This window comes from Bacillus alkalicellulosilyticus, assembly GCF_002019795.1.
GTDB lineage: Bacteria > Bacillota > Bacilli > Bacillales > Bacillaceae_F > Bacillus_AO > Bacillus_AO alkalicellulosilyticum.
The window spans coordinates 1,633,128-1,652,702 of the sequence record NZ_KV917381.1 but is presented as its reverse complement, the minus strand read 5'-3'; the positions used below and the strand labels follow the sequence as shown (position 1 = coordinate 1,652,702).

The 19,575-nt window shown below is 39.6% G+C and carries 21 protein-coding genes and 1 riboswitch; of the genes, 1 reads left to right on the top strand and 20 read right to left on the bottom strand.

What is annotated here, in order from left to right; all coding sequences use genetic code 11:
* Positions 1-24: 24 nt before the first annotated feature.
* From BK585_RS08475 to BK585_RS08385, 19 genes are all read right to left on the bottom strand, one after another.
* Positions 25-738: a YwaF family protein gene (locus BK585_RS08475; protein ID WP_245805800.1), complete on the bottom strand. Its 714-nt coding sequence runs from the start codon at positions 736-738 to the stop codon at positions 25-27.
* A 21-nt stretch (positions 739-759) separates the two neighbouring features.
* Positions 760-1,263, bottom strand: a complete 504-nt coding sequence (locus tag BK585_RS08470; RefSeq protein ID WP_078553026.1) for a GNAT family N-acetyltransferase — start codon at positions 1,261-1,263, stop codon at positions 760-762.
* Positions 1,264-1,265: 2 nt separating this feature from the next.
* On the bottom strand, positions 1,266-1,784 hold the full coding sequence (locus tag BK585_RS08465) for a GNAT family N-acetyltransferase (RefSeq protein ID WP_078553025.1): 519 nt from the start codon (positions 1,782-1,784) through the stop codon (positions 1,266-1,268).
* A 205-nt stretch (positions 1,785-1,989) separates the two neighbouring features.
* Entirely contained in the window at positions 1,990-2,307 is a 318-nt protein-coding gene (locus tag BK585_RS08460; RefSeq protein ID WP_078553024.1) for a hypothetical protein, read from the bottom strand.
* A gap of 68 nt (positions 2,308-2,375) precedes the next feature.
* The gene (locus tag BK585_RS08455) at positions 2,376-3,224 is read right to left on the bottom strand and encodes a class I SAM-dependent methyltransferase (RefSeq protein ID WP_078553023.1); all 849 of its coding nucleotides are present in this window, start codon (positions 3,222-3,224) and stop codon (positions 2,376-2,378) included.
* A gap of 101 nt (positions 3,225-3,325) precedes the next feature.
* The gene (cobT, locus tag BK585_RS08450) at positions 3,326-4,369 is read right to left on the bottom strand and encodes a nicotinate-nucleotide--dimethylbenzimidazole phosphoribosyltransferase (protein WP_078553022.1); all 1,044 of its coding nucleotides are present in this window, start codon (positions 4,367-4,369) and stop codon (positions 3,326-3,328) included.
* Positions 4,344-5,747, bottom strand: a complete 1,404-nt coding sequence (locus BK585_RS08445; RefSeq protein ID WP_078553021.1) for a cobyrinic acid a,c-diamide synthase CobB — start codon at positions 5,745-5,747, stop codon at positions 4,344-4,346. The genes cobT and BK585_RS08445 overlap by 26 nt, the downstream gene beginning before the upstream one ends.
* A 12-nt stretch (positions 5,748-5,759) precedes the next feature.
* Complete coding sequence (locus tag BK585_RS08440) at positions 5,760-6,842, bottom strand: cobalt-precorrin 5A hydrolase (protein WP_078553020.1); 1,083 nt, start codon at positions 6,840-6,842, stop codon at positions 5,760-5,762.
* Positions 6,842-7,630 carry a precorrin-4 C(11)-methyltransferase gene (gene cobM / locus BK585_RS08435; protein ID WP_078553019.1) on the bottom strand — a complete coding sequence of 263 codons (789 nt, stop codon included), beginning with the start codon at positions 7,628-7,630 and terminating at the stop codon, positions 6,842-6,844. The genes BK585_RS08440 and cobM overlap by 1 nt, the downstream gene beginning before the upstream one ends.
* Before the next feature lie 7 nt (positions 7,631-7,637).
* Positions 7,638-8,345, bottom strand: a complete 708-nt coding sequence (cobI, locus tag BK585_RS08430; protein ID WP_078553018.1) for a precorrin-2 C(20)-methyltransferase — start codon at positions 8,343-8,345, stop codon at positions 7,638-7,640.
* 125 nt (positions 8,346-8,470) lie between these two features.
* Complete coding sequence (gene cbiE / locus BK585_RS08425) at positions 8,471-9,670, bottom strand: precorrin-6y C5,15-methyltransferase (decarboxylating) subunit CbiE (RefSeq protein WP_078553017.1); 1,200 nt, start codon at positions 9,668-9,670, stop codon at positions 8,471-8,473.
* The gene (locus tag BK585_RS08420; RefSeq protein WP_078553016.1) at positions 9,646-10,767 is read right to left on the bottom strand and encodes a cobalt-precorrin-5B (C(1))-methyltransferase; all 1,122 of its coding nucleotides are present in this window, start codon (positions 10,765-10,767) and stop codon (positions 9,646-9,648) included. The genes cbiE and BK585_RS08420 overlap by 25 nt, the downstream gene beginning before the upstream one ends.
* Positions 10,767-11,417, bottom strand: a complete 651-nt coding sequence (locus BK585_RS08415; protein WP_078553015.1) for a precorrin-8X methylmutase — start codon at positions 11,415-11,417, stop codon at positions 10,767-10,769. Before BK585_RS08415 ends, BK585_RS08420 begins: the two co-directional genes overlap by 1 nt.
* A gap of 1 nt (position 11,418) precedes the next feature.
* Positions 11,419-12,183 (bottom strand): precorrin-6A reductase, encoded by a 765-nt coding sequence (gene cobK / locus BK585_RS08410; RefSeq protein ID WP_078553014.1) that lies wholly within the window; start codon positions 12,181-12,183, stop codon positions 11,419-11,421.
* Between the two features lie 20 nt (positions 12,184-12,203).
* Positions 12,204-13,085, bottom strand: a complete 882-nt coding sequence (locus tag BK585_RS08405; protein WP_078553013.1) for a sirohydrochlorin chelatase — start codon at positions 13,083-13,085, stop codon at positions 12,204-12,206.
* A 23-nt stretch (positions 13,086-13,108) separates the two neighbouring features.
* Entirely contained in the window at positions 13,109-14,716 is a 1,608-nt protein-coding gene (cobJ, locus tag BK585_RS08400; protein ID WP_078553012.1) for a precorrin-3B C(17)-methyltransferase, read from the bottom strand.
* A gap of 19 nt (positions 14,717-14,735) precedes the next feature.
* Positions 14,736-15,347 (bottom strand): hypothetical protein, encoded by a 612-nt coding sequence (locus tag BK585_RS08395; protein ID WP_078553011.1) that lies wholly within the window; start codon positions 15,345-15,347, stop codon positions 14,736-14,738.
* Between the two features lie 151 nt (positions 15,348-15,498).
* Positions 15,499-15,686: riboswitch (cobalamin riboswitch) on the bottom strand.
* 73 nt (positions 15,687-15,759) lie between these two features.
* Positions 15,760-16,536: a PRC-barrel domain-containing protein gene (locus BK585_RS08390; RefSeq protein ID WP_078553010.1), complete on the bottom strand. Its 777-nt coding sequence runs from the start codon at positions 16,534-16,536 to the stop codon at positions 15,760-15,762.
* Positions 16,537-16,615: 79 nt separating this feature from the next.
* A complete protein-coding gene (locus BK585_RS08385; RefSeq protein ID WP_078553009.1) occupies positions 16,616-17,428 on the bottom strand; it encodes a S1C family serine protease in 813 nt (270 codons plus the stop codon).
* Between the two features lie 180 nt (positions 17,429-17,608).
* Here BK585_RS08385 and BK585_RS08380 point away from each other — a divergent pair, with 180 nt between their 5' ends.
* The gene (locus BK585_RS08380; RefSeq protein ID WP_078553008.1) at positions 17,609-18,607 is read left to right on the top strand and encodes a DoxX family membrane protein; all 999 of its coding nucleotides are present in this window, start codon (positions 17,609-17,611) and stop codon (positions 18,605-18,607) included.
* Positions 18,608-18,739: 132 nt separating this feature from the next.
* Here the strand turns inward: BK585_RS08380 and BK585_RS08375 are convergent, their stop codons facing one another.
* Positions 18,740-19,558: a metallophosphoesterase gene (locus tag BK585_RS08375; RefSeq protein WP_078556701.1), complete on the bottom strand. Its 819-nt coding sequence runs from the start codon at positions 19,556-19,558 to the stop codon at positions 18,740-18,742.
* Positions 19,559-19,575 lie beyond the last annotated feature (17 nt).

Sequence of the window (19,575 nt, the reverse complement as noted above, 5' to 3'; positions counted from 1 at the left end):
AACGCATCCACTTGTCACAGCTTTTTATTCTTTTTTTTTAGCTCTAAAAATGAAGTAAATAAGATTGAACAATACAAATGCTATTACTTCTAATGAAAGAATATACCATGGGTACGGGCCTAATACATCAATAATTGTGGGATTACGAGGTTTTTGCGCCAAAAACATATAGTTTGTATCCAGTAACTTATTAATAATAAATACAAAGACTGCAATAAGATTTAACGCTAGCATCGCTTTAAGTACCGACTTATAGGTTGGTCTAAACTGATGAATCCAAACCATATGTAAACAAGCGAGTATAATCGCGATATGAGCAATAAAAAAGTGAAAAAAACGAAAATGTGGAAAGCCGTAAAATAGTTCAGGGGTAACCATCGCTTGAACAGCCCCACCTATTCCAAAAAAGAACGTAATTTCCGTTACTGTTTTATTTTTTGTAAAAAGCATAAACGTAGCTAAATACATTGAAATGCTGCATAACTGCAAAGGAAGATTGTTTCGAATCGTCCAATGCCCATGTACAACATACCAGAGCTGAAAGCTGACTTCACTTACTACCAATAAAAACACAAGACTATATTTAATGAAGGAACTCGTCTTGGTATGCCTTATTTTAAACCGGTAAAAGAACAGCAAGAGTGAACAAGCAACTAACAGAACCACTACCATAAAGTGTGATACGGAAAACATTTCAAATGGAAATAAGCCTCTTTCTACAGTGAAATATTCTCTCACTTGTCCCCCTCCTAACCATTTCTAGTCAATTCCAACTACTGTACTTCTTCTCTCCATGAGGAGGACATCTCTCCACTGTCCATTTAGTTTACTTACTCTCTCACGGTAGCCAATTTCTCGAAATCCATTTTTCATATGTAATCTTATGCTTGCCGTATTTTCCCTAATAATACCTGCATGGAGTGTCCAAAATCCATCTGATTCACTTTGTGGAATTAACGTTTTCAAAAGATGGTCACCGACTCCTTGGCCACGAACAGCCTCCTTTACGTATAGGCTGAGCTCAGCTACACCTTTATATGCACACGTGTTAGCAACAGGACTTAGTGCTACCCATCCTACAATCGTGGTATTTTGACAGGCAACTAAGCGACAAGGCTTGAGATGTCCTTTATCCCACGCTTCCCAGCTAGGTACCGTTTGTTGAAAGGTTGCCTTTCCTGTTTTGATTCCCTCTTCGTATATCACACATACTTGGTCCCAATCGTCTTCTACCATCGTTCGAACTGTGACAGTATCTATCATTGTCATTCTCCCTTGTTCATTTTTTTATCCTCTTTCAAACTGTACACCATCGTTACTGAAGTACCATTTAATCCGTATTGTACAAATCCTAATCTCTCATATAGTTGAACAGCCTCTTTGTTTAAAGGGTCAACACTTAAAGATAGCGAGGAAAATCCGTCTTGTAATGCAAGTTCAAACAATTCCTTCATTAATAACTTCCCTACGCCTTTTCCTCTTGCATCTTTTTTTACCGCTATTCCTAGCTCGGGAGTGTTAGCATCCACATAGCCATAGCCTTTATTGTCTTCAGTAAATAAGCGAAACCAGGCTGCCCCTACCGGTAGATTTTCATTTGTAAAAGCAAGGATCGCATTATCACCTTTCCGCCCCCAGTTTTGAGAGTATTTTTTAATATGTGGTAAATCTAATAACTCTTCCTTAGGTGGTTTGTTTTCTAGAATATGTATCGCTTCATAAAACATGTCCGATAGAAATTCTAATTCTACTTCGTTATGACGGTCTATCTTTCTTATATGCATCCGTTTCCCCTCCATTTATATCCATCTTACAAAACTATAAAAGGTTTGGCTATAGGAACTAGAAAGATTGGAACAAACTTGTATACATCATTCCATTGACTTTATTCGCCACAAGCTAGTGGGTAATTGTTTCGTTTATTGTATAAAGGGTGAGACAAAAGGTAAATAACCTTTCATCTCACCCTCAACCTTCATCCTTTTCGTCCTACTTCCATTCCCCGCTCCTATCCCATTTCGTAGGGTGAAAATAAAAGAATAGCGCGCGTGGTTCATCCGTTAATGCGTCAACTGTACACGCTGACTCTGGTTCATAATCAAGTTGTAACGCCCGTTCTAGTGTGGTTTCTTCTAAATAATTGGTCACTTCTGCGTCGTTAAAACATGGTGGTGCAATATAAATCTGGTACGTGTGATCAATGACCATTCTCGTTTGATTTGGTGCTGTTGGTGTTACTTTTATGACAAAGCTTGCTATTAATAAAATAAGCAAAAGTCCGACCACTAGTATGATATATCGTTTCATCCTAATCCCTCTTTCTCTCTTCTATAAGTAGTGTAGTACGGAAGAAAGAGGGACGCAACTAATCTACCTTATAAGGTACCGTTTGGGGTCCAAGTAACAAGGACACCATGGAATTTATGAGTGTAATGATATTTTCCATTATGTAATGTACAATACTGAGAAATTACCTTTTCTACTAGCTTCGTATCTTGCGGTTCATTCCTTAATTTTATAGAGTTCGCTTTGATAAGCTCCTCATAGGTCGTATATACAAATGTTTTCTCTAACTCGACAACCTCACAATTCGCATATATGCCAAGTTCGTATAAGAGATTAACTAAATGAATATAATCTCGTCTAGGGCTTTTTAGTTTCACTCCATAGGTTTGCTGAAGCTCTATATAATGAGGTCGCATCGGTCCTGTTGTCATGCCCACAATCGCTAAACGGTTTGCTGTAGTGTGAATTGTTTTTAGCGCCCTTTGGATGTCATACATCCGGTAAAAGCAATTAATTCCGAATACGACATCATACGTTTGTGAGCTGCTCCATTCTTCCCATTTTTTATTTAAAAGATGAAGATCCTTGTATCCATTTTTCTCCTTTATCATTTGTATAAAATGAATAATATGTTTTGAGCTATCGACAGCTGTTATATCTTTTACATATTCTAGTAAGGGAAATGTGTAATTCCCCCAGCCTGGGCCAATTTCTAACACACTATCCTCGTGTTGTACATAGGAAATAAGCTTTTGTAATAAAGGTTGAATATGAGGGTCAGATGTTGGATTAGGTGCCTTCCTAGTGATAACGTCTTGCCAAAATTGTTCTTCTAAACTGTCATCTACCATTCGCTCTGGCATGTTTCCGTTCCAGTCTCTCATCCCTTCTTGCCATAACTGTACAAAATCAACATTTTCATTCACGTCTATTTTCATAATTCACCTCACTGGTATCGTTTTTAAATCGTAATAATTACGATTTATATTATATAAGAATTACCTATGCTTGTCAGCAGGTAATCCTCTTTGGCTTTATTCTACTCTAACCCTAAATCGCTGAATGTCGCCATTTCCGTTAAAATATTGGTTGATGCTTGGATTAGTGGATATGCTAGAGCCGCACCTGTTCCTTCACCTAATCGTAAATCAAGTGATAACAAAGGCTTTTTCTTTAGATGAGCAAAAATAGCTCGTTGTCCTTGCTCAACCGATTGGTGGCTAATAATGAGATGCTCTTGAACCGTTGGGCATAATGAGCAAGCAGTTAAAGCGGCAGCAGAAGATATAAAACCGTCTACGATTACAGGAATTTGACGACTAGCTCCTTGTAATATCACCCCTGTTAACAAAGCAATTTCAAGCCCACCTACCTTCGAAAGAACATCAAGACCATCATTACGATTAGGATTTCTTGCAACAATGGCGTTTTCAATGATTTTTATTTTCTCGGCATACTGCTCATCATTTAGTCCGGTTCCTCTACCAACCACGTCTTCAACGTTTGTACTAGTAATGGCTGCTGTAATTGCACTACTTGCCGTTGTATTTCCAATGCCCATTTCACCAGTAATCAGAAGTTCATGTCCTTTGTTAATACTCTCATCAGCTAATGCAATTCCAATTTCAATCGCTTTCACCGCTTCAGATCGAGTCATTGCATCTTCATGTAAAAAGTTAGCTGTACCGTTTTTTACTTTCCGTTGAAGAACTCCTTCAAAGGAAGCATCTCCTTTTACACCAACATCAACGACATAAACCTCTGCACCTATTTGATTTGAGAACACGTTAATCGCTGCTTTTCCTTGCACGAATGTTTGCAGCATCAGTTTCGTCACATCTTGAGGATACGCAGATACACCTTCAGTTACAATTCCATGGTCCGCAGCAGCAACGATGACTGCTGGCTTATGAACGGTTGGTCTTTCTCTTCCTGTAATTCCTGCGATTTGTATGGCTAGCTCTTCGATTCTACCAAGTGCTCCAATAGGTTTTGCTAATTGGGTAACATGTCCTTGAACCTTTTTCATGACGTCTTGTTGTAACGGTTGAATCGACTTAATTGTTTGTTGTAGTTGTTTCATTATGTAATCCTTTCTTCGATTGATAGCTTTGACACGCAGCTATAAATCGAGTTGCGATAGTTGGATTAGAAGCAAAATGAAGGTGTGTATATCCGGCAACAACATTCGGTAAAAAGAAGCCTTCTTTTCCTTCTTTTCGAAGTGCTTTTAGATGGTAAGCTTGTTCTGTTTCTGCTTTTCCTATGTATGTAGAGTAATGAAATTCATGACCTCTTGCTTTTTCTCCCTTAGCTAAAATAATGCTCTCATGCAAAGAAGTGACTTCGCGATACCCAAGAGCGGCTAAGCTCTTTTGCATCGTGACCTCTCCTTTAATTGCTCCAACCATCGGATACGTTTGACCCGCTGTGGTCGTTAAGGTTTCAGTTAAATACATATACCCACCACATTCTGCAAAAACCGGCAGTTCGTTTAGAATTGCTTCTTTAATCTCTTCTTTTAACAGTTGGTGTTCTGAAAGTTCCTTCGCAAATTCTTCGGGAAAGCCTCCTCCAATGTAAAGACCCTCGATATCCTCTGGTAAGCTATCACCAGCCAATGGACTAAAATAAACAAGCTCGGCTCCGGCTGTCTCTAACAATTGCAAATTCTCGATATAATAAAAATTAAAGGCAGAATCATGAGCAACGGCAAGACGAACGCTTTTTTCTTTTGGGCTAGAAAATAAAGAATGACTTGAAGAAACTTCCAGCGTCTGACCTGAAAGTTCATAAATATGATCAAGATCAATCCTTTCCTTCATCACCTCTCCTAAAGAGGTAAAAAAGTTATCAAGCTCTCCTCTTTCAATCGCCGGAATTAATCCAAGGTGTCGTTCAGGAATGGTCGGAGTGTCACCTCTAAGCAAATAACCTAGAACCGGTACATCACACTCTTTTTCAATCGCCGTTTTACAAAGCTGATAATGACCTTCGCTTCCAGCCTGGTTCACAATTATACCCGCAATGTCTATGTTTTCATCAAGCAGTTGAAACCCTTTCACGATAGCCGCCGCACTGCGAGCCATACTACCGATGTTAACCACTAAGATGACGGGTGCCCCGAGTAATTGGCTTATTTCTGCCGTACTTCCTACATTCGATTCAGGACTCTTTCCGTCATAAAAGCCCATGACTCCTTCTATAATGGATAAGTCTGCCCCTGTTGACGCTTCAACAAATATGTCTTTTACTATATCATGTGTAAGCATCCAGCTATCGAGATTTCGTGAATGTCGCCCTGTTACCGCTGTATGATAGCTTGGGTCAATATAATCTGGACCACACTTGAACCCTTGTACTGATAATCCTTTACTCCGAAACGCTGCCAGTAAGCCAAGCGTAATCGTCGTCTTACCAACTCCACTATTTGTACCAGCAATCACTATTCTTCGTTGCATCCAAGCAGCCTCCTACCCCTTTTTGATTGCAATGGAAATTGTTACATTCCCACTTTTCCTCTTTTCTAGCACAAGTGTATCTGTCCCCGCTGCTAACATCGCAGCAGGCTCACTAACTCCATATGCACCTGTATATTTAAAAACCGTATTTGACGGATTTTTGATGGGCACATGATTTAACTCGTCAGCTGAATAACAAATAAACTCCCAATTATATTTGTTAACGACTTCTAGCAAACCACTTTCATCTTTTTTAAGGTCAATGGTTGCGATCCCACTAACAGATGATATTGAAAATTGCAGCTCTTGTAATGTGCTAGTAATTACCTCTTCAATTTCCTCAGCACTCGTTCCGCGATTACAACCCATTCCTATCATAATCGATTTTGGTCGATAAAGGACAGCCTTTCCTTCGAGTTGTTTTTTTTCATCTACTGATAGGTCACGATGCGTGATGACTAACGCTGCAGAAAAAGGCTCTTGCAATCCTTCTTGTAAACTAGAAAAAACGTTCATATGACGAGGAAGTGGTTTTTTATGTTTCCACCAGTTGCTCTCGCCTGACTCTTGTATTATAGCAACTGGTTCTTCGTTCACTACCGCTGCACTAACAGGAGTAACATATGTATAATCCTCAACAGTCCATCCTAATTCTCGACCAAAAATATCAACTGGAATTGTTTTTTGGACATCAGAAGCGGTTGTGATAACAGGAATGGCATCAAGGTAAAAAGCTAGCTGTTTTGTGAGCTCGTTTGCTCCGCCGATATGACCGGACAACACGCTAATCACAAATTGCCCTTTATCATCAATGACCACAACTGCAGGGTCTGTTTTTTTATCTTTGAGAATCGGTGCAATCATTCGTACAACTGCTCCTAAAGATATGACCATCACAATACCATCATATTGTTGAAACAGTTCTGGTAACAATAAGCGAACCGACCCCTCAAAGGTTTGAATATTTCTGTCTGCCTCATCCCCTACTTCAAACTTGCTCATGTAATGTAAAGAAGCTTTAGGCATATCTTGTTGAAGATTTCGAATCAACTCTACTCCGTGTTTGGTAATAGCGACTAATGCAACGTTTTCCATTACACTGTCTCTCCTTTGCGATAGCCGTGCGTAAAAGATTTGTCATATAACTTAGAAGTAAAATCTCCTTCTTCAAGTAGTCGTAGGTCTGCGGCTTTACTAATGATGACCATCGCTTGCTTACGGATTCCTTCTTGTCTCATCGCATCATCAAGCTCACCTAACGTCGTTCGTACAATTTTCTGGTCAGGCCATGAAGCTTTATAGACAACAACGACAGCATCCTCTGGTGACCAACCCGCCTCATAAAATTCGCGAACGACTTTTTTTATAAGAGTAGCACTTAAAAATAAGGCGACAGAACAATGGTGGGAGGCCAAATCTTTTAACTGCTCTCGCTCTGGCATTGGTGTTCTTCCTTCTGCTCTTGTTAAAATGACGGTTTGGGTAAGTTCAGGAATCGTCAATTCTACTTGTGCCGCTGCTGCAGCTGCAAAAACAGAGCTTACTCCTGGGATGATTTCATACTCAATTCCGCGAGCTTTTAAGATTTTCATTTGTTCATAAATCGCGCCATATACAGCAGGGTCACCTGTATGAACCCGAGCGACACTTTTTCCTTCTCGTATGTGCATTTCCATTGTTTCTACAAGCTGTTCTAAATTCATCCCTGCACTTTTTAATACAAGCGCTTCGGTTTTTGCTCTTTCCATTAATTCAGGATTCACTAACGAATCCGTATATAAAATGACATCGGCTTGCCGGAGAATGGTATCTCCTTTGACCGTAATTAAATCTGGGTCACCTGGGCCAGCCCCAACAATATACACTTTAGCATCTAATTTCATGTTTCCCCTACTTTCTCACGAGCATCAGTGTTAAGTATTCTAGTTCAGCGTGTCGTAATTCCCGGACATCCCGCCAAATGAATTCACTCTCTGACGTTACTTTCGTCACAACAGTGGCTTTATCTAGTAAGTCTAGTTCTTCAAGCAAATCAATCATTAATGGGAGCACCTTGGCAACTTTAATAAATACAATTCCCTCATGGTCTAGTAGTGCTTTTCTCATCTGTTCCTTATCATCGGTTGCAGGTATAACTGCCGTCCAGTCATCTCCATCAGCTAGTGGAATTCCTAATCTCGAAGCCACTCCGTTCACCGATGATATACCTGGTATTGACACGATATTGACTTCAGGGTGAAGTTGTTTCATTAAGCGGTACAAGTGAATAAATGTACTATAAAGCATCGGGTCGCCTTCAGTTACAAAGGCAACGTTTTTTCCAGCTTCAACACGCTCCCAAACAGAAGCTACAATTTGATTCCACTCGCGCTGTAATACTTCCTCGTCTTTTGTCATCGGAAAAACAAGGCCAAGCATTTCTTTTTCTGTTGGATTTATATATTCTTCTACGATCTGGTAGGCATAGCTTTTGGCACCTTTCCGTTTTTTCGGATAAGCAATCACATCAGCTTCTTTCATCATCCGATATGCTTTTACCGTAATCAGTTCTGGGTCACCTGGTCCTACTCCAACACCGTAAACTGTTCCTAAAGTCATTGTCCTTTTCCCTCTTTTCTTGGAAGCCACTGAAAAAGTACAAAGCAACTTTTTCAGTGACTTTGATTGGGCACTGTAAAAGTTAAAAACCGAACTTTTTCAGTGCCCTCAAAAACCGAACTTTTTCAGTGCACTCCTTTTCTTGCCGTTATGATATACACTGGATTTAGCCCTTCAAATCTCGTCATATGTAAAATCGGTTTACTTCTTGAGATTTGGGCGAGCAAAATCGTGACATGAAGCCCCAATGATTTCAACGTATCAACGGCTTCATAAAGAGTTTCTATCGTGACAGCATTTAAAACAATTCTACCGTTCTCTCGTAACCGATTTGCACAAATCGTTAAAACCTCTTTCATTTCTCCTCCTGTACCACCTAAAAAAACGGCATCAGGGTCTTGAAATTGCTCAAGTCCTGCGGGAGCCTTTGCATGTACGACGGTAAAATCGGTTCGAAATCGTTTTTGGTTTTGAAGACAATTTCCAACGTCTGCTTCATTTTTTTCTATCGCAAAGACAGCTCCATCCCTCGCGATTTTTGCGGCTTCTATCGCTACAGAGCCCGTACACGTGCCAATATCCCAAACTATGCTTGTTGTATCGAGCTGTAGTTCCGATAAACTCAACACACGAACTTCCTTTTTAGTAATTAGTCCTTTATCCGGTTTTCTTTGAATGAATTCTTCATCTGGAATTCCTATACTGGTCCTTTTTCGTGGAGTTTTTGCGAATAAGATGACAACATTTAATGGATTCGCTTCATAAAGAGCCATGTCCTCAAGCGTCATCCAGCTTGTTTTTTCAGCGGGACTTCCTAATTCTTCAGCTACAAAGGCCTCATATTCATTCATATCATAGGTTAGAAGATACGAAGCTATCGCTGCAGGTGTATTGTCATTGTCTGTTAGTAAACAAACTTTTTTTCTCCCATCCACCTTTTGTACGAGTCCTTTCATACTTCTTCCATGTACACTAATAAACTCGCAATCCTGCCAGCTTTCTTTCATTTTTGCAAAAGCTTGTTGAATGGAACTCACACTAGGATAAATATCAACAGCTAACTTACTGGCGAGATAGCCACCAATGCCAAAAAACAGCGGGTCCCCTGATGCAAGAATCACCGTTTCTTTAGGCTCATTCTGTAATGTTTCAACAAGTACCTTAAGGCCACTTTTTATAGCAATTTTCTCTCCTTTATACAAAGGGAATTGCTCTAGCAACCTTTCACCACCTATCAATCTTTCACATTCATCAATCCATTCTAGGTAAAGAGCGGGAAGATGATTAATTCCACTTTCTGTTACTCCGATAACTTTGATTCCCATGTGACCGTCTCCCTTCCTAGCACATCCCCTTGCATTGACATAATAATCGTCTCGATTTCCATACCACCGTTTACTTCCTTTAAGCCCGCTTCTGAAGCATACGTACAAAGCTTTGAAAAAAAGGAATTGTAGCCCTGCTCGATCATTAATGTACCAACTTGGGACGCTGTATTCGCTCCTTTTATCTCATCAACTAAATCCTCAGACACACCAGCTTGAGTTGCAACTGAGGCAAGAAATTCAAAACTAACAGGAGCACTTTTGGAGTGAACGTTCATCACACCTTGTGCGACCTTTGAAAACTTCCCCATCATTCCAACGAGAGTGACTTTAGTTACCTTTTTTGATTTACAAGACTTTAATGCAAAACCAACAAAATCCCCCATCTCAATGAAGGCTTCTTCTGGATGATTAGGATATAAGCTGATGGCATATTTTTCACTGCGGCCACCAGTTGTTAAAAACAAGTGCTTGCAGTTGTTTTTTACGGCTACATTGACCGCTTGTGCGACACTTGCTTTATAAGCTGCAGTTGAAAACGGAACCACTGTCCCTCTTGTCCCCAATATTGAAATGCCACCAATAATCCCCAGTCGCCCATTAAGCGTTTTTTTGGCAATTTCCTCTCCATCAGGCACCGAGATTACAATATGAACTCCTTTTTCAATGCCAAATTCATCAATCACTTCTTGAGCGGTCTCTGTAATCATTCGTCTTGGCACTGGGTTAATCGCTGCTTGTCCAACTGGTACGGGTAAGCCAGGTTTTGTAACTCGTCCTACCCCCTTACCCCCATCAAGTGTGATTCCATGTAAATCACTGAAGGAAACCGTAGAGACGATTTTCGCTTTATGCGTCGCATCTGGGTCGTCTCCGGCATCTTTTATCACTTCCGCCATGGCATAATTTTCTTCTATAAAAACGTGTTCCATCTGAAATGTTACCTTTTCACCAATCGGTAAAGTTATTTCAACAGACATCACTCTTGTTTGCAACAACAGTGACATAAGTGCTGCTTTTGTCGCTGCTGTCGCATTGGAACCTGTTGTATACCCATGTCTCATTTCTTTCGGATCCTTTGTCTGCTTCTTCATCATTACTCTTGTTTTTCTGCCATAATCGATATAGCATTGACTGCAGCCACTGTCACTGGGCTACCACCTTTTCGCCCAAAGTTTGTGATAAATGGCACATCTAATTTTGCGAGCTCATCTTTTGATTCAGCTGCGGACACAAATCCAACAGGCATTCCAACAATTAAGCCTGGCTTTGCTTCTCCTGTTTTTACTAAGCGAATGAGTTCAAGTAAGGCTGTTGGGGCATTGCCAATCGCAAAAATGCCTCCTTCTGCTTCCTTAATTGCTTTACGCATCGAAATAATCGCTCTTGTCGTGTTAAGGCGTTTCGCTTCCTCTATGACATCTGGATCAGAAATATACACTCGAACATGTCCACCAAACTTCTCAAGTCTTGGTTTACTTATCCCCGCTTGAATCATTTGTACATCTGCTACGACTGGTTTTCCAGCTCTAATCGCCGCAATTCCAGCTTTGATGGCATCAGGGTGAAAGACAACACTTCGGCCAAGTTCAAAGTCAGCCGATGCATGGATGATACGCTGCACAACAGGATATTGTTCGTCTGTAAAAGGGTGTTCCCCAATTTCTTTGGTGATCATGTCAAAGCTTTTTCCTTCAATTTCTTGTGGTTGGACCGTTAATGGCTTAAATTCTGTTTGAAAATCCATGTTACACCTCCAAATTTTTTATCATGTGTATGACATCAGTAAATGTATGAAACACAGCCCCATAATTAATATTCGGTCTTGCAATCATAATTACGGGTATACCTAGTTCTTTCGCTGCTTCAACTTTTTCGTCAACCGATCCTACCTTTCCGCTCTCTTTTGTTATCACGGTTGTGACCTTGTATTGTTCATATAAAGCTTTGTTTAACTCTTTAGAAAATGGACCTTGAATCGCAATTATATTTTTTTGCTCAATCCCGAGTTGCTCACATTTTTCCATGTTATCTTTTCTTGGAAGCATGCGTGCTAGCATTCTCACATCTTCAAGGGGAAGCAGCGCCTTAGCAAAAATATGTACTGTCTTACTTCCAGTCGTCAGCATTACAACTCCCCGGCGTTCTGCCGCAAGAGCTGCTGCTTCCTCGTATGTAGACACTTCTGTAATGAGCTTGGTTGTGTCTGTATAGGATAAGCGTTCATAGCGGATATACGGGATTTCAAGCTGACTTGAAGCCAACATCGCATTTTTTGAAGCTTCCTCAGCAAATGGATGTGTCGCATCTATAAGAAGTGAAATATCATTCTCAGTAATAACCTGCACCATTTGTTCGGCTGTAAGGCGCCCTATTAAAAATCGAAGACCATTTTCCTTCATCGCTAATCCTGCGTTTTCAGTAACGACTGAAGTGATAACGTCATAGCCATGTTCCCGGATCTCAAGGGCAAGTTCCCGGGCATCACTTGTACCAGCTAGCACTAATATCATTGTCATCTATCCTTTTTAACTTATTTATGTGCATGAACTTCTTCATGTTCATGGTGATGATGATTATGGTCGTGATCGTGGTGATGGTGATGAACATCCATATGTTCAAGCGCATGAAGTCGGTATTGACAAACATCGCAATTTAGCTTTGCTTCACCACCAAGAGCCTCAATTGCACGGTCGATAAAAATTGCCTTTAATTCAGGATGAAAGCCAAAAAAGGTTGTCATCGTAAATTGATAATTAGGCCACTGGGTTCTAAATTCAAGCAACTTTTCTTCCATGCGCTCCATTAAGACACCGGTGAAGAAGAAATATGGCACAACATAAACTTTTTTCGCTCCAAGCTTCAAACAGCGGTCAATACCTTCCTCCACTGTTGGTGTCGTCACCCCTATAAAAGATAACTCTATTGACGTCATATGAAGTCTTTCTGCTAGAATTCTAGCAATCTTGTAAAGCTCACTATTAGCATCACTATCGCTACTCCCCCTTCCTACCAACAACACGGCTGTATCGTCATGCTTTTCTGTTGGATGAAAGCCTACCTCTTGTAATCGTCCTTGTAAAATATCAAACAACTTATCATGCACACCGATTGGACGGCCATATGAAAATTGAACATGAGGATAAGCTGCTTTTGCTTCATCAATTTCTTGTGGAATATGAATCTTGGCATGACCTGCCGAAAAAAACATCATCGGTACGAGAGCTACTCGTGTTGCCCCTACTTCAACAACCTCTTTAATTGCTTGCGCTATTGTAGGTTTTGCAAATTCTAAAAAACAGGTTTCCACAATCGGAACCGGAATGTCACACTTCATAGAATCGACAAATTCAAGAACTTGAGAATTTCCTTCTGCCTTCTTGCTACCATGACCAATAAAAACTATCGCATCCATTTCTTTTCCCCCATTTATTTAAACTAATCACCACAGACCGCATCCACGACCACTTGTTCAGGTACGTCGCGATACGTAAATCCTGTTACTGTACGAACTCTTTTAAAGAATTTATGAAATCTTTCATTCGGTAGCCCTCGTTGTTTATAGTCCTCAACAACAGCTACGACCTTTTGAACAATGTCTTCAGGTTGGATACCTTCTTCTACTAATTGCCCTACATGTGCATTTCGTCCTGTTGTTTTGGCACCTATAAAAAGATCGAAGCCTTTTTTACGATAAATAATCCCAATATCATTCATAGGTGCCCCATAACATGCCATACCACAGCCATTAAATCCAATCGTCAGTTGCTTTGGAACCGTATCTCCACCTATTAATTGCTGAAGCTCTTCAGCTTGACCAATTGCTTCCGCTTTTTCGCCATCACAAAAATCACACGCTTTTATTGTGACGACATCACCAACTGGCAGAAGCAACAATCCTTCTGATTGAAGCTGTGAGGTGATGTTTTCAGGATTGTCAGTTTCGACTGAAACACGCAGCTGATGGTCCGTTGTATATTCAATTGTGGCTTCTTCTCCAACCGTTTCAACTAAAGTTATCATTTGCTTTGGGGACAATTTTTTAGAGACAATACCAGGCGATACCGCAAATTCAAAAACAGACGTTTGCTTAAAACTTATTGATGGTTCCTCTACAACAGCAGTGGCAGCTACTTCTTTGCCAGAAAGGTGCTGCAGTGCTTCTTCTGCCAAGCTTTTCGCAGTTGTTTTATGTTCTTCTTTTTGACCTTGATGAAGTGCCCATGGCTCTGCTTCTTCTTTTAAACGTTCGTGAGGCTTAAGCTTTTGCTCAGCTTCATGTAACGTATATTTTCGTTGATAGCCTCGCGGGGTAATCAGTAAGCCATTATACAAAAATGTTGAATTATTTCCGATAATAACTGTCATAAGCATTCCAATCTCATAATCTAGCATGTTAGCCAATGTGGTTACCGTTACTTCTTGGCGCTCTCTAAACGCACTTTTGACAAGACCAACAGGTGTATCAGGAGAACGGTATTGCAGTAAAATCCGTTGTGTCTCAATAATTTGCTTTGTTCTTCTTCCGCTTCTTGGGTTATATAGAGCAATGACAAAATCAGCTTGAGCTGCTGCCTCTACTCTTTGTTTGATTAACTCCCATGGGGTAAGATGGTCACTTAAGCTAATCGTACACGCATCATGCATAATCGGAGCCCCTAGTAATGAAGCGCAAGAGTTAATTGCTGACACTCCAGGAATGATTTCCACCTCAACACCTGTATCCGGGTCCCAACCTTTTTCAATTAATACTTCATAAATTAAGCCCGCCATACCATACACACCAGCATCGCCACTTGAAATTACAGCAACCGCTTTACCTGACTCTGCTTGTCTAACTGCTTCCTGTGCTCGGCTAACCTCTTCTGTCATTCCCGTTCTGACAATATCTTGTGTGGTGATAAGCGGTCGAATGATATCAATGTATGTGTTGTAACCAATAATCGCATCGCTCTCAAGAATTGCTTCCTTGGCTCGAAAGGTCATATGATTTTCACTTCCTGGGCCAAAACCTATAACGAGCAGCTTTCCTTTCTTTTGTTTCATCCATTCGCCCTCCAGTTCTTTATAAAAATGCTACTAATACTACTGCAAACAAGATGCTAAATCCGCCAACTCCATAAAGTACTCTTCGTTGAACAATATTTGACTTACATAATTTCATCGGTATGCTAAGCACCATCGCAACAACAAACATTCCAACTACTGAACCTAATCCAAATATAAGTAGAAAAATAAATCCTTGTGTTGTATCTTGAATTCGACTCACCATTACCAAAAGTAAAGCGGCACTTCCTGCTAACCCATGAATCATTCCAACGACAAACGAACGAATATGAAAGCGATGCAAATGCTCAAGAGATTCTTTACCTCCTAGTTTCTTAGCGTCAACTATCGTTTTAACACCTAAATAAACGATTGCTGCCGCTACCAAATATTCAAAATACAAGTCGAGCTGTTCAGGTATCTTTAAATCTAGGAAAAGAACAATCACACCCATAACCAGAATCGTCAAGGTGTGCCCAAGCCCCCAAAACATACCAGTCAATCCTGCTTTAACCACATTGTTCGTACGTGTCGCTATTGTCGAAACTGCTACCACATGATCCGCATCTAACGAGTGACGTAATCCAATTAATAACCCTAACCCTAGTACACTTAGTAAGCCTATTTCCATTCCTTTTTTCCTCCTAACAAAATAAAAAAAGCATCTCCACCCAAAGATAGGGTTAGAGATGCTTGGACATTTGCGTATAAAAAGACATAGATTTCATGTTCTTTCGATCGAGACGTCGCTCTCTAACACCTCCCTATCCTCCGTAGGTCAAGCAGTATTGTTAGAAAAGGCAGGTCTCCTGGCTCTTGGTTCACACTTTTTAGCTCCTTCCCAATTCATCTTAGAATCAGTGGCTATGCTAAAAAGCAACCAAATACAGTGGCGGGACCGCGTCGGACTTTCACCGACTTCCCTATTAGAAGATTGTCATCAATCTTCACCTTTTCCCAAAACTATTTATTTTCTACTTAAGGGTAATGAACATTGAAAGACATGTCAACGCTTTTTTTCAATTTTCTAGCTTTCTTATCCTTTAGTCCCAATCGTATTGCCTGTTGTAATAACCAAATAACGATCTTTCATACTCTTTATCTAACTCTGTTTTGTTTTTAATAAATTCAGGAGCTTGTTCAACTTGTTCTTTTGTAATCCCCATTTGAATTTCTTTATTCTCCCAGACGATTGATTCGATCCAGTTAGGAGACAGGATTACTTCCTTTGAAGGCATCCATTTCTTCATTTCTACTAAAAAATAACGAACTTTCCACGTCTCATCTTCTATAATAAAGTCGACAACTTGTCCAAAACTTTCTCCTTTTGTCCTGATCGAATATCCATTGAAGGAGCCTGTGAGTTCTTTTCCGCTGTGAAGAATCCTATCATCACTACTATCATCATCTTCATTATGCCCGTCCCTCATCCCAGCGTATTGAGGGACATTCATTAACAATCTAGGACTAGGTTGTCCACCCCACACTCCTTGACCATGCCAATAATACGGATACCCATAGTAATCTAAGAGTTTTCTCTCGAATTTTTTGGATACAGGTTTTTCTGTGTCTGCATCTGGACTTTCCTTTACCTGTTCTTTCGTTAAGTCCACATACACTTGTCGAAGCAATGTATCAACTTTTTCAATTGAAATGGGGGTAATGAGCACCTTTCGTCCTGGGAGCCACGGATTCGTGTTTACGACTAAATAGCGTATCGTCCAATTCTCTTCGTCAAAATAAACATCTTCTACTTTTCCGATAGACCCATCCTTAGCCTCAATAGAGTATTGGGCTAGTGATGCAGAATAAAATAACATATTCGAATCACTCCTTATAAGATTGGTAGTTTTCCCCCTTATACTTCCATAACCTGATAAGTAATGAATAAAACATGTTTTAATTAAAATCGAGAAAATACTCTTCCGGTAGTCGTTCCCATACGTCTTCCACTGGAACGGCTAAGCCTACCGAATCTCTTCCGCTCCTTATTGAAGGAACTGACCGTGCAAAGACAACGCCGATTACTTCACCATCTCGACTAGCAATTACTGGACTCCCGCTATTCCCACGATAAATGGGAGCAGAGATCGTCATGGCATTTCGATTTTCAGGTAATACTCTTCCTTCATTAACAATCCATGTAAATGATAAAGGATTCCCTATCACATAAATGTGTTCATCCGGCGCCCCAGCCTTTTCACGTAGCGCCAAATATGGCAAATCTTTTGCATCTATCTTTAAAAAAGCTAAATCGACTTCCGGATAACTTTCAATCAATTCAGCCACATATCGATCTCCGTTTTCAAAAGTCACTCCGATAGATAACATTCCATCAATGACATGGTGGTTCGTTACGATGTACCCATTTGGTGAAATTGAAAATCCTGTTCCTCTTGAACGCTCTCCCTGTATAACAACGACTGATTCTTTGTATTGTTGAACATCTTCATTTTGTGAAAGCTCATAAGATGTTTTGACAAAAGCAAACGCATCTGTTCCAAATTGTTGAAAGAGTAAGACAACTCCGTTCATCACAAGGATAAAGACTATCCCAAAAGCAATAAACCTTTTAAAAAAAGTACTACGCTTTTTTTCTTTCTTTTCCGTCTCATTTTCTTCCTCATCGAACAAAAAATCCTCGGGAGTCGGAACATAATTTTCATCTATTTCCTCATCTAGCCACTCTTTATCATTATGTTCGTCAGACATCTCCTCACCAACCTTTACCTCAAAGCCATATTTTATAAAAAAACTGTATCAAAATCGAGTAGTTTTGTAAAAAATAAGTCACAAACCGGTTTTAATCTTGTGAACAGTTTGTTACGTTTTTCACATAATAAAAAGAGTTATGATACAATTGCTCTTAATCTGAGATGTAGAGGTGTACACATGAAAAAATTTATACTATCTTTTTTACTTTTCGTCGGAATCATTTTCACTCCATTTATTGCGCTTGCTCATGTAAAATGGTTTACCGATGTGATGCCCGTCAAAGAATCCATTGACCAAATTATAACACCATTGTTTATGGCTTTGACGATTATTACTGCGTTAGTACTAGCTATTTTACCACAGGTCCTTCCTAAGGTTATGCAATATGAACCGTTACGTAAAATTGACCATAAACTTGACGGATTTCGTAAATATACAATGACCATCCTCCGCTATGGAACCGCGATCTCCTTGTTATTACAAGTTTTTTCCGGATCATTGTTTGCGCCTGAAATCGAGCATAATACATTCTTTATTACAATATTAACGTGGATTATGATTGTATTACTTCTTATCCCTTATCACCTTGCTACAAAAGCTGCAGGGGTGTTGATGTTTAGTTTATACATTTATTTTGTATTGGCATTGGGTATTTTCCATATGTTAGATTACGGTTTTTATATTGCAATAGCCTTTGTTTTATTAATGGCTAAAACAAAATATGAAAACTGGAGTTTCCCGTTTTTATATTTAGCAACTGGTTTGTCTTTATGCTGGGTGGCGGCTGAAAAATGGGTGTATCCTTCTATGTCAGCCGATATTATCGCGTCACACAATGTTCCGACTTTCTTTTTTTCGCCTGAAACGTTTATTGTCATCAGTGCATTTATTGAATTTGTTGTTGGATATTTACTAATTGTAGGGATATTAAATCGCTTGTTAGCCTTCGTTCTTACCGGAATCTTTATCATGACGACAACTTTGTTTGGTTATGTAGAAATCGTTGGACACAGCATGATTCACTTTATACTCGTGTTGTTTATCATTGAAGGAGTGTCCTTTTATAAACCACCGATTAAAATTCATAAAACCGTTTTAGACCAAGTGATTTTCGTCTTTCTAAATTACATCTTTGTCTTAGCAACTGTTGTTTTACTTTATTACAGATTTGCTTAAAAAAAACCGCAGAACGGTATTTGAATAAATGCGATGCGCGTGCTTCAATAAGAAAAACGCTTATTGAAGCACTTTTGTATTTGCTTAAAACATTTTTTAAAACGTCCTAATGTTTTACCGTCACCATGACCATTATTTTTCAGAAGTCAAGGAAACTACAACAAGTTCTGGACGATTAAAAACCCTTATTGGAATTATACTATTGCCAAGACCTCGATTTACAATCATTGTTGTATCATCCATTTTATATTCTCCTGAAGTATACTTCGGAAATAACCCTTGGTTTGGAGCCACTAGACCGCCTACAAATGGAATCCTAAATTGTCCACCGTGTGCATGACCTGAAAACACAATATCGAAACCATTGTCGCTATAAAGAGAAAATAGTTCAGGTCTATGTGATAAAAGGATTTGAAAGCTATCTTCTTCGATTTCTTGCATTGCGTCTACGATGTTTTCTTCCAGTTTCACTCTTTCAAAAGCAGACTCTCCAACATTAGCTGGGTCATCCACTCCTATGATTTGTATGTTATCCGTTCCGACAAAGATATCTTGCACTTCATTTCTCAATACCTGCACACCGATGTCTTTTAGTTTATCTTCTAATGTATCGAATTGCCCAGACCACCATTCGTGATTTCCAGTCACAAAGTAAACTGGCGCAACTTGAACCAACTCTTCCATCAAAAGTAGACTAGGAATCTCATCATATCTTTTGGCATCAATTAAATCTCCTGTAAAGACAATGATATCCGGCTCGACCTTCTTCACTTTTTTTACTAAGCTGCCTTGGTTTTTCCCAAATGACTTACTATGTAGGTCTGATATTTGAACAATCTTATACTGATTAAAATTCGGGGGAAGTTTCACTGAGCTTATGTCATATTCACTAATTTCAATTGAGTTGTTTTGACTATAACAAAACGAAACGATTAAAACGAATGCAATCATAATGTAAATCAATTTCT

Bases quoted from the DNA above. Each gene is read 5' to 3' on its own strand.
- cobI (WP_078553018.1), bottom strand. From the start codon at position 8,345: ATGACTTTAGGAACAGTTTACGGTGTTGGAGTAGGACCAGGTGACCCA.
- BK585_RS08395 (WP_078553011.1), bottom strand. From the start codon at position 15,347: ATGGAAATAGGCTTACTAAGTGTACTAGGGTTAGGGTTATTAATTGGA.
- BK585_RS08390 (WP_078553010.1), bottom strand. From the start codon at position 16,536: ATGTTATTTTATTCTGCATCACTAGCCCAATACTCTATTGAGGCTAAG.
- BK585_RS08415 (WP_078553015.1), bottom strand. From the start codon at position 11,417: ATGGATTTTCAAACAGAATTTAAGCCATTAACGGTCCAACCACAAGAA.
- BK585_RS08465 (WP_078553025.1), bottom strand. From the start codon at position 1,784: ATGCATATAAGAAAGATAGACCGTCATAACGAAGTAGAATTAGAATTT.
- cobJ (WP_078553012.1), bottom strand. From the start codon at position 14,716: ATGAAACAAAAGAAAGGAAAGCTGCTCGTTATAGGTTTTGGCCCAGGA.
- BK585_RS08405 (WP_078553013.1), bottom strand. From the start codon at position 13,085: ATGGATGCGATAGTTTTTATTGGTCATGGTAGCAAGAAGGCAGAAGGA.
- BK585_RS08445 (WP_078553021.1), bottom strand. From the start codon at position 5,747: ATGCAACGAAGAATAGTGATTGCTGGTACAAATAGTGGAGTTGGTAAG.
- BK585_RS08380 (WP_078553008.1), top strand. From the start codon at position 17,609: ATGAAAAAATTTATACTATCTTTTTTACTTTTCGTCGGAATCATTTTC.
- cobM (WP_078553019.1), bottom strand. From the start codon at position 7,630: ATGAAATTAGATGCTAAAGTGTATATTGTTGGGGCTGGCCCAGGTGAC.
- BK585_RS08385 (WP_078553009.1), bottom strand. From the start codon at position 17,428: ATGTCTGACGAACATAATGATAAAGAGTGGCTAGATGAGGAAATAGAT.
- cobK (WP_078553014.1), bottom strand. From the start codon at position 12,183: ATGATATTAGTGCTAGCTGGTACAAGTGATGCCCGGGAACTTGCCCTT.
- BK585_RS08375 (WP_078556701.1), bottom strand. From the start codon at position 19,558: ATGATTGCATTCGTTTTAATCGTTTCGTTTTGTTATAGTCAAAACAAC.
- BK585_RS08420 (WP_078553016.1), bottom strand. From the start codon at position 10,767: ATGATGAAGAAGCAGACAAAGGATCCGAAAGAAATGAGACATGGGTAT.
- cbiE (WP_078553017.1), bottom strand. From the start codon at position 9,670: ATGGGAATCAAAGTTATCGGAGTAACAGAAAGTGGAATTAATCATCTT.
- BK585_RS08470 (WP_078553026.1), bottom strand. From the start codon at position 1,263: ATGATAGATACTGTCACAGTTCGAACGATGGTAGAAGACGATTGGGAC.
- BK585_RS08460 (WP_078553024.1), bottom strand. From the start codon at position 2,307: ATGAAACGATATATCATACTAGTGGTCGGACTTTTGCTTATTTTATTA.
- BK585_RS08440 (WP_078553020.1), bottom strand. From the start codon at position 6,842: ATGGAAAACGTTGCATTAGTCGCTATTACCAAACACGGAGTAGAGTTG.
- BK585_RS08455 (WP_078553023.1), bottom strand. From the start codon at position 3,224: ATGAAAATAGACGTGAATGAAAATGTTGATTTTGTACAGTTATGGCAA.
- cobT (WP_078553022.1), bottom strand. From the start codon at position 4,369: ATGAAACAACTACAACAAACAATTAAGTCGATTCAACCGTTACAACAA.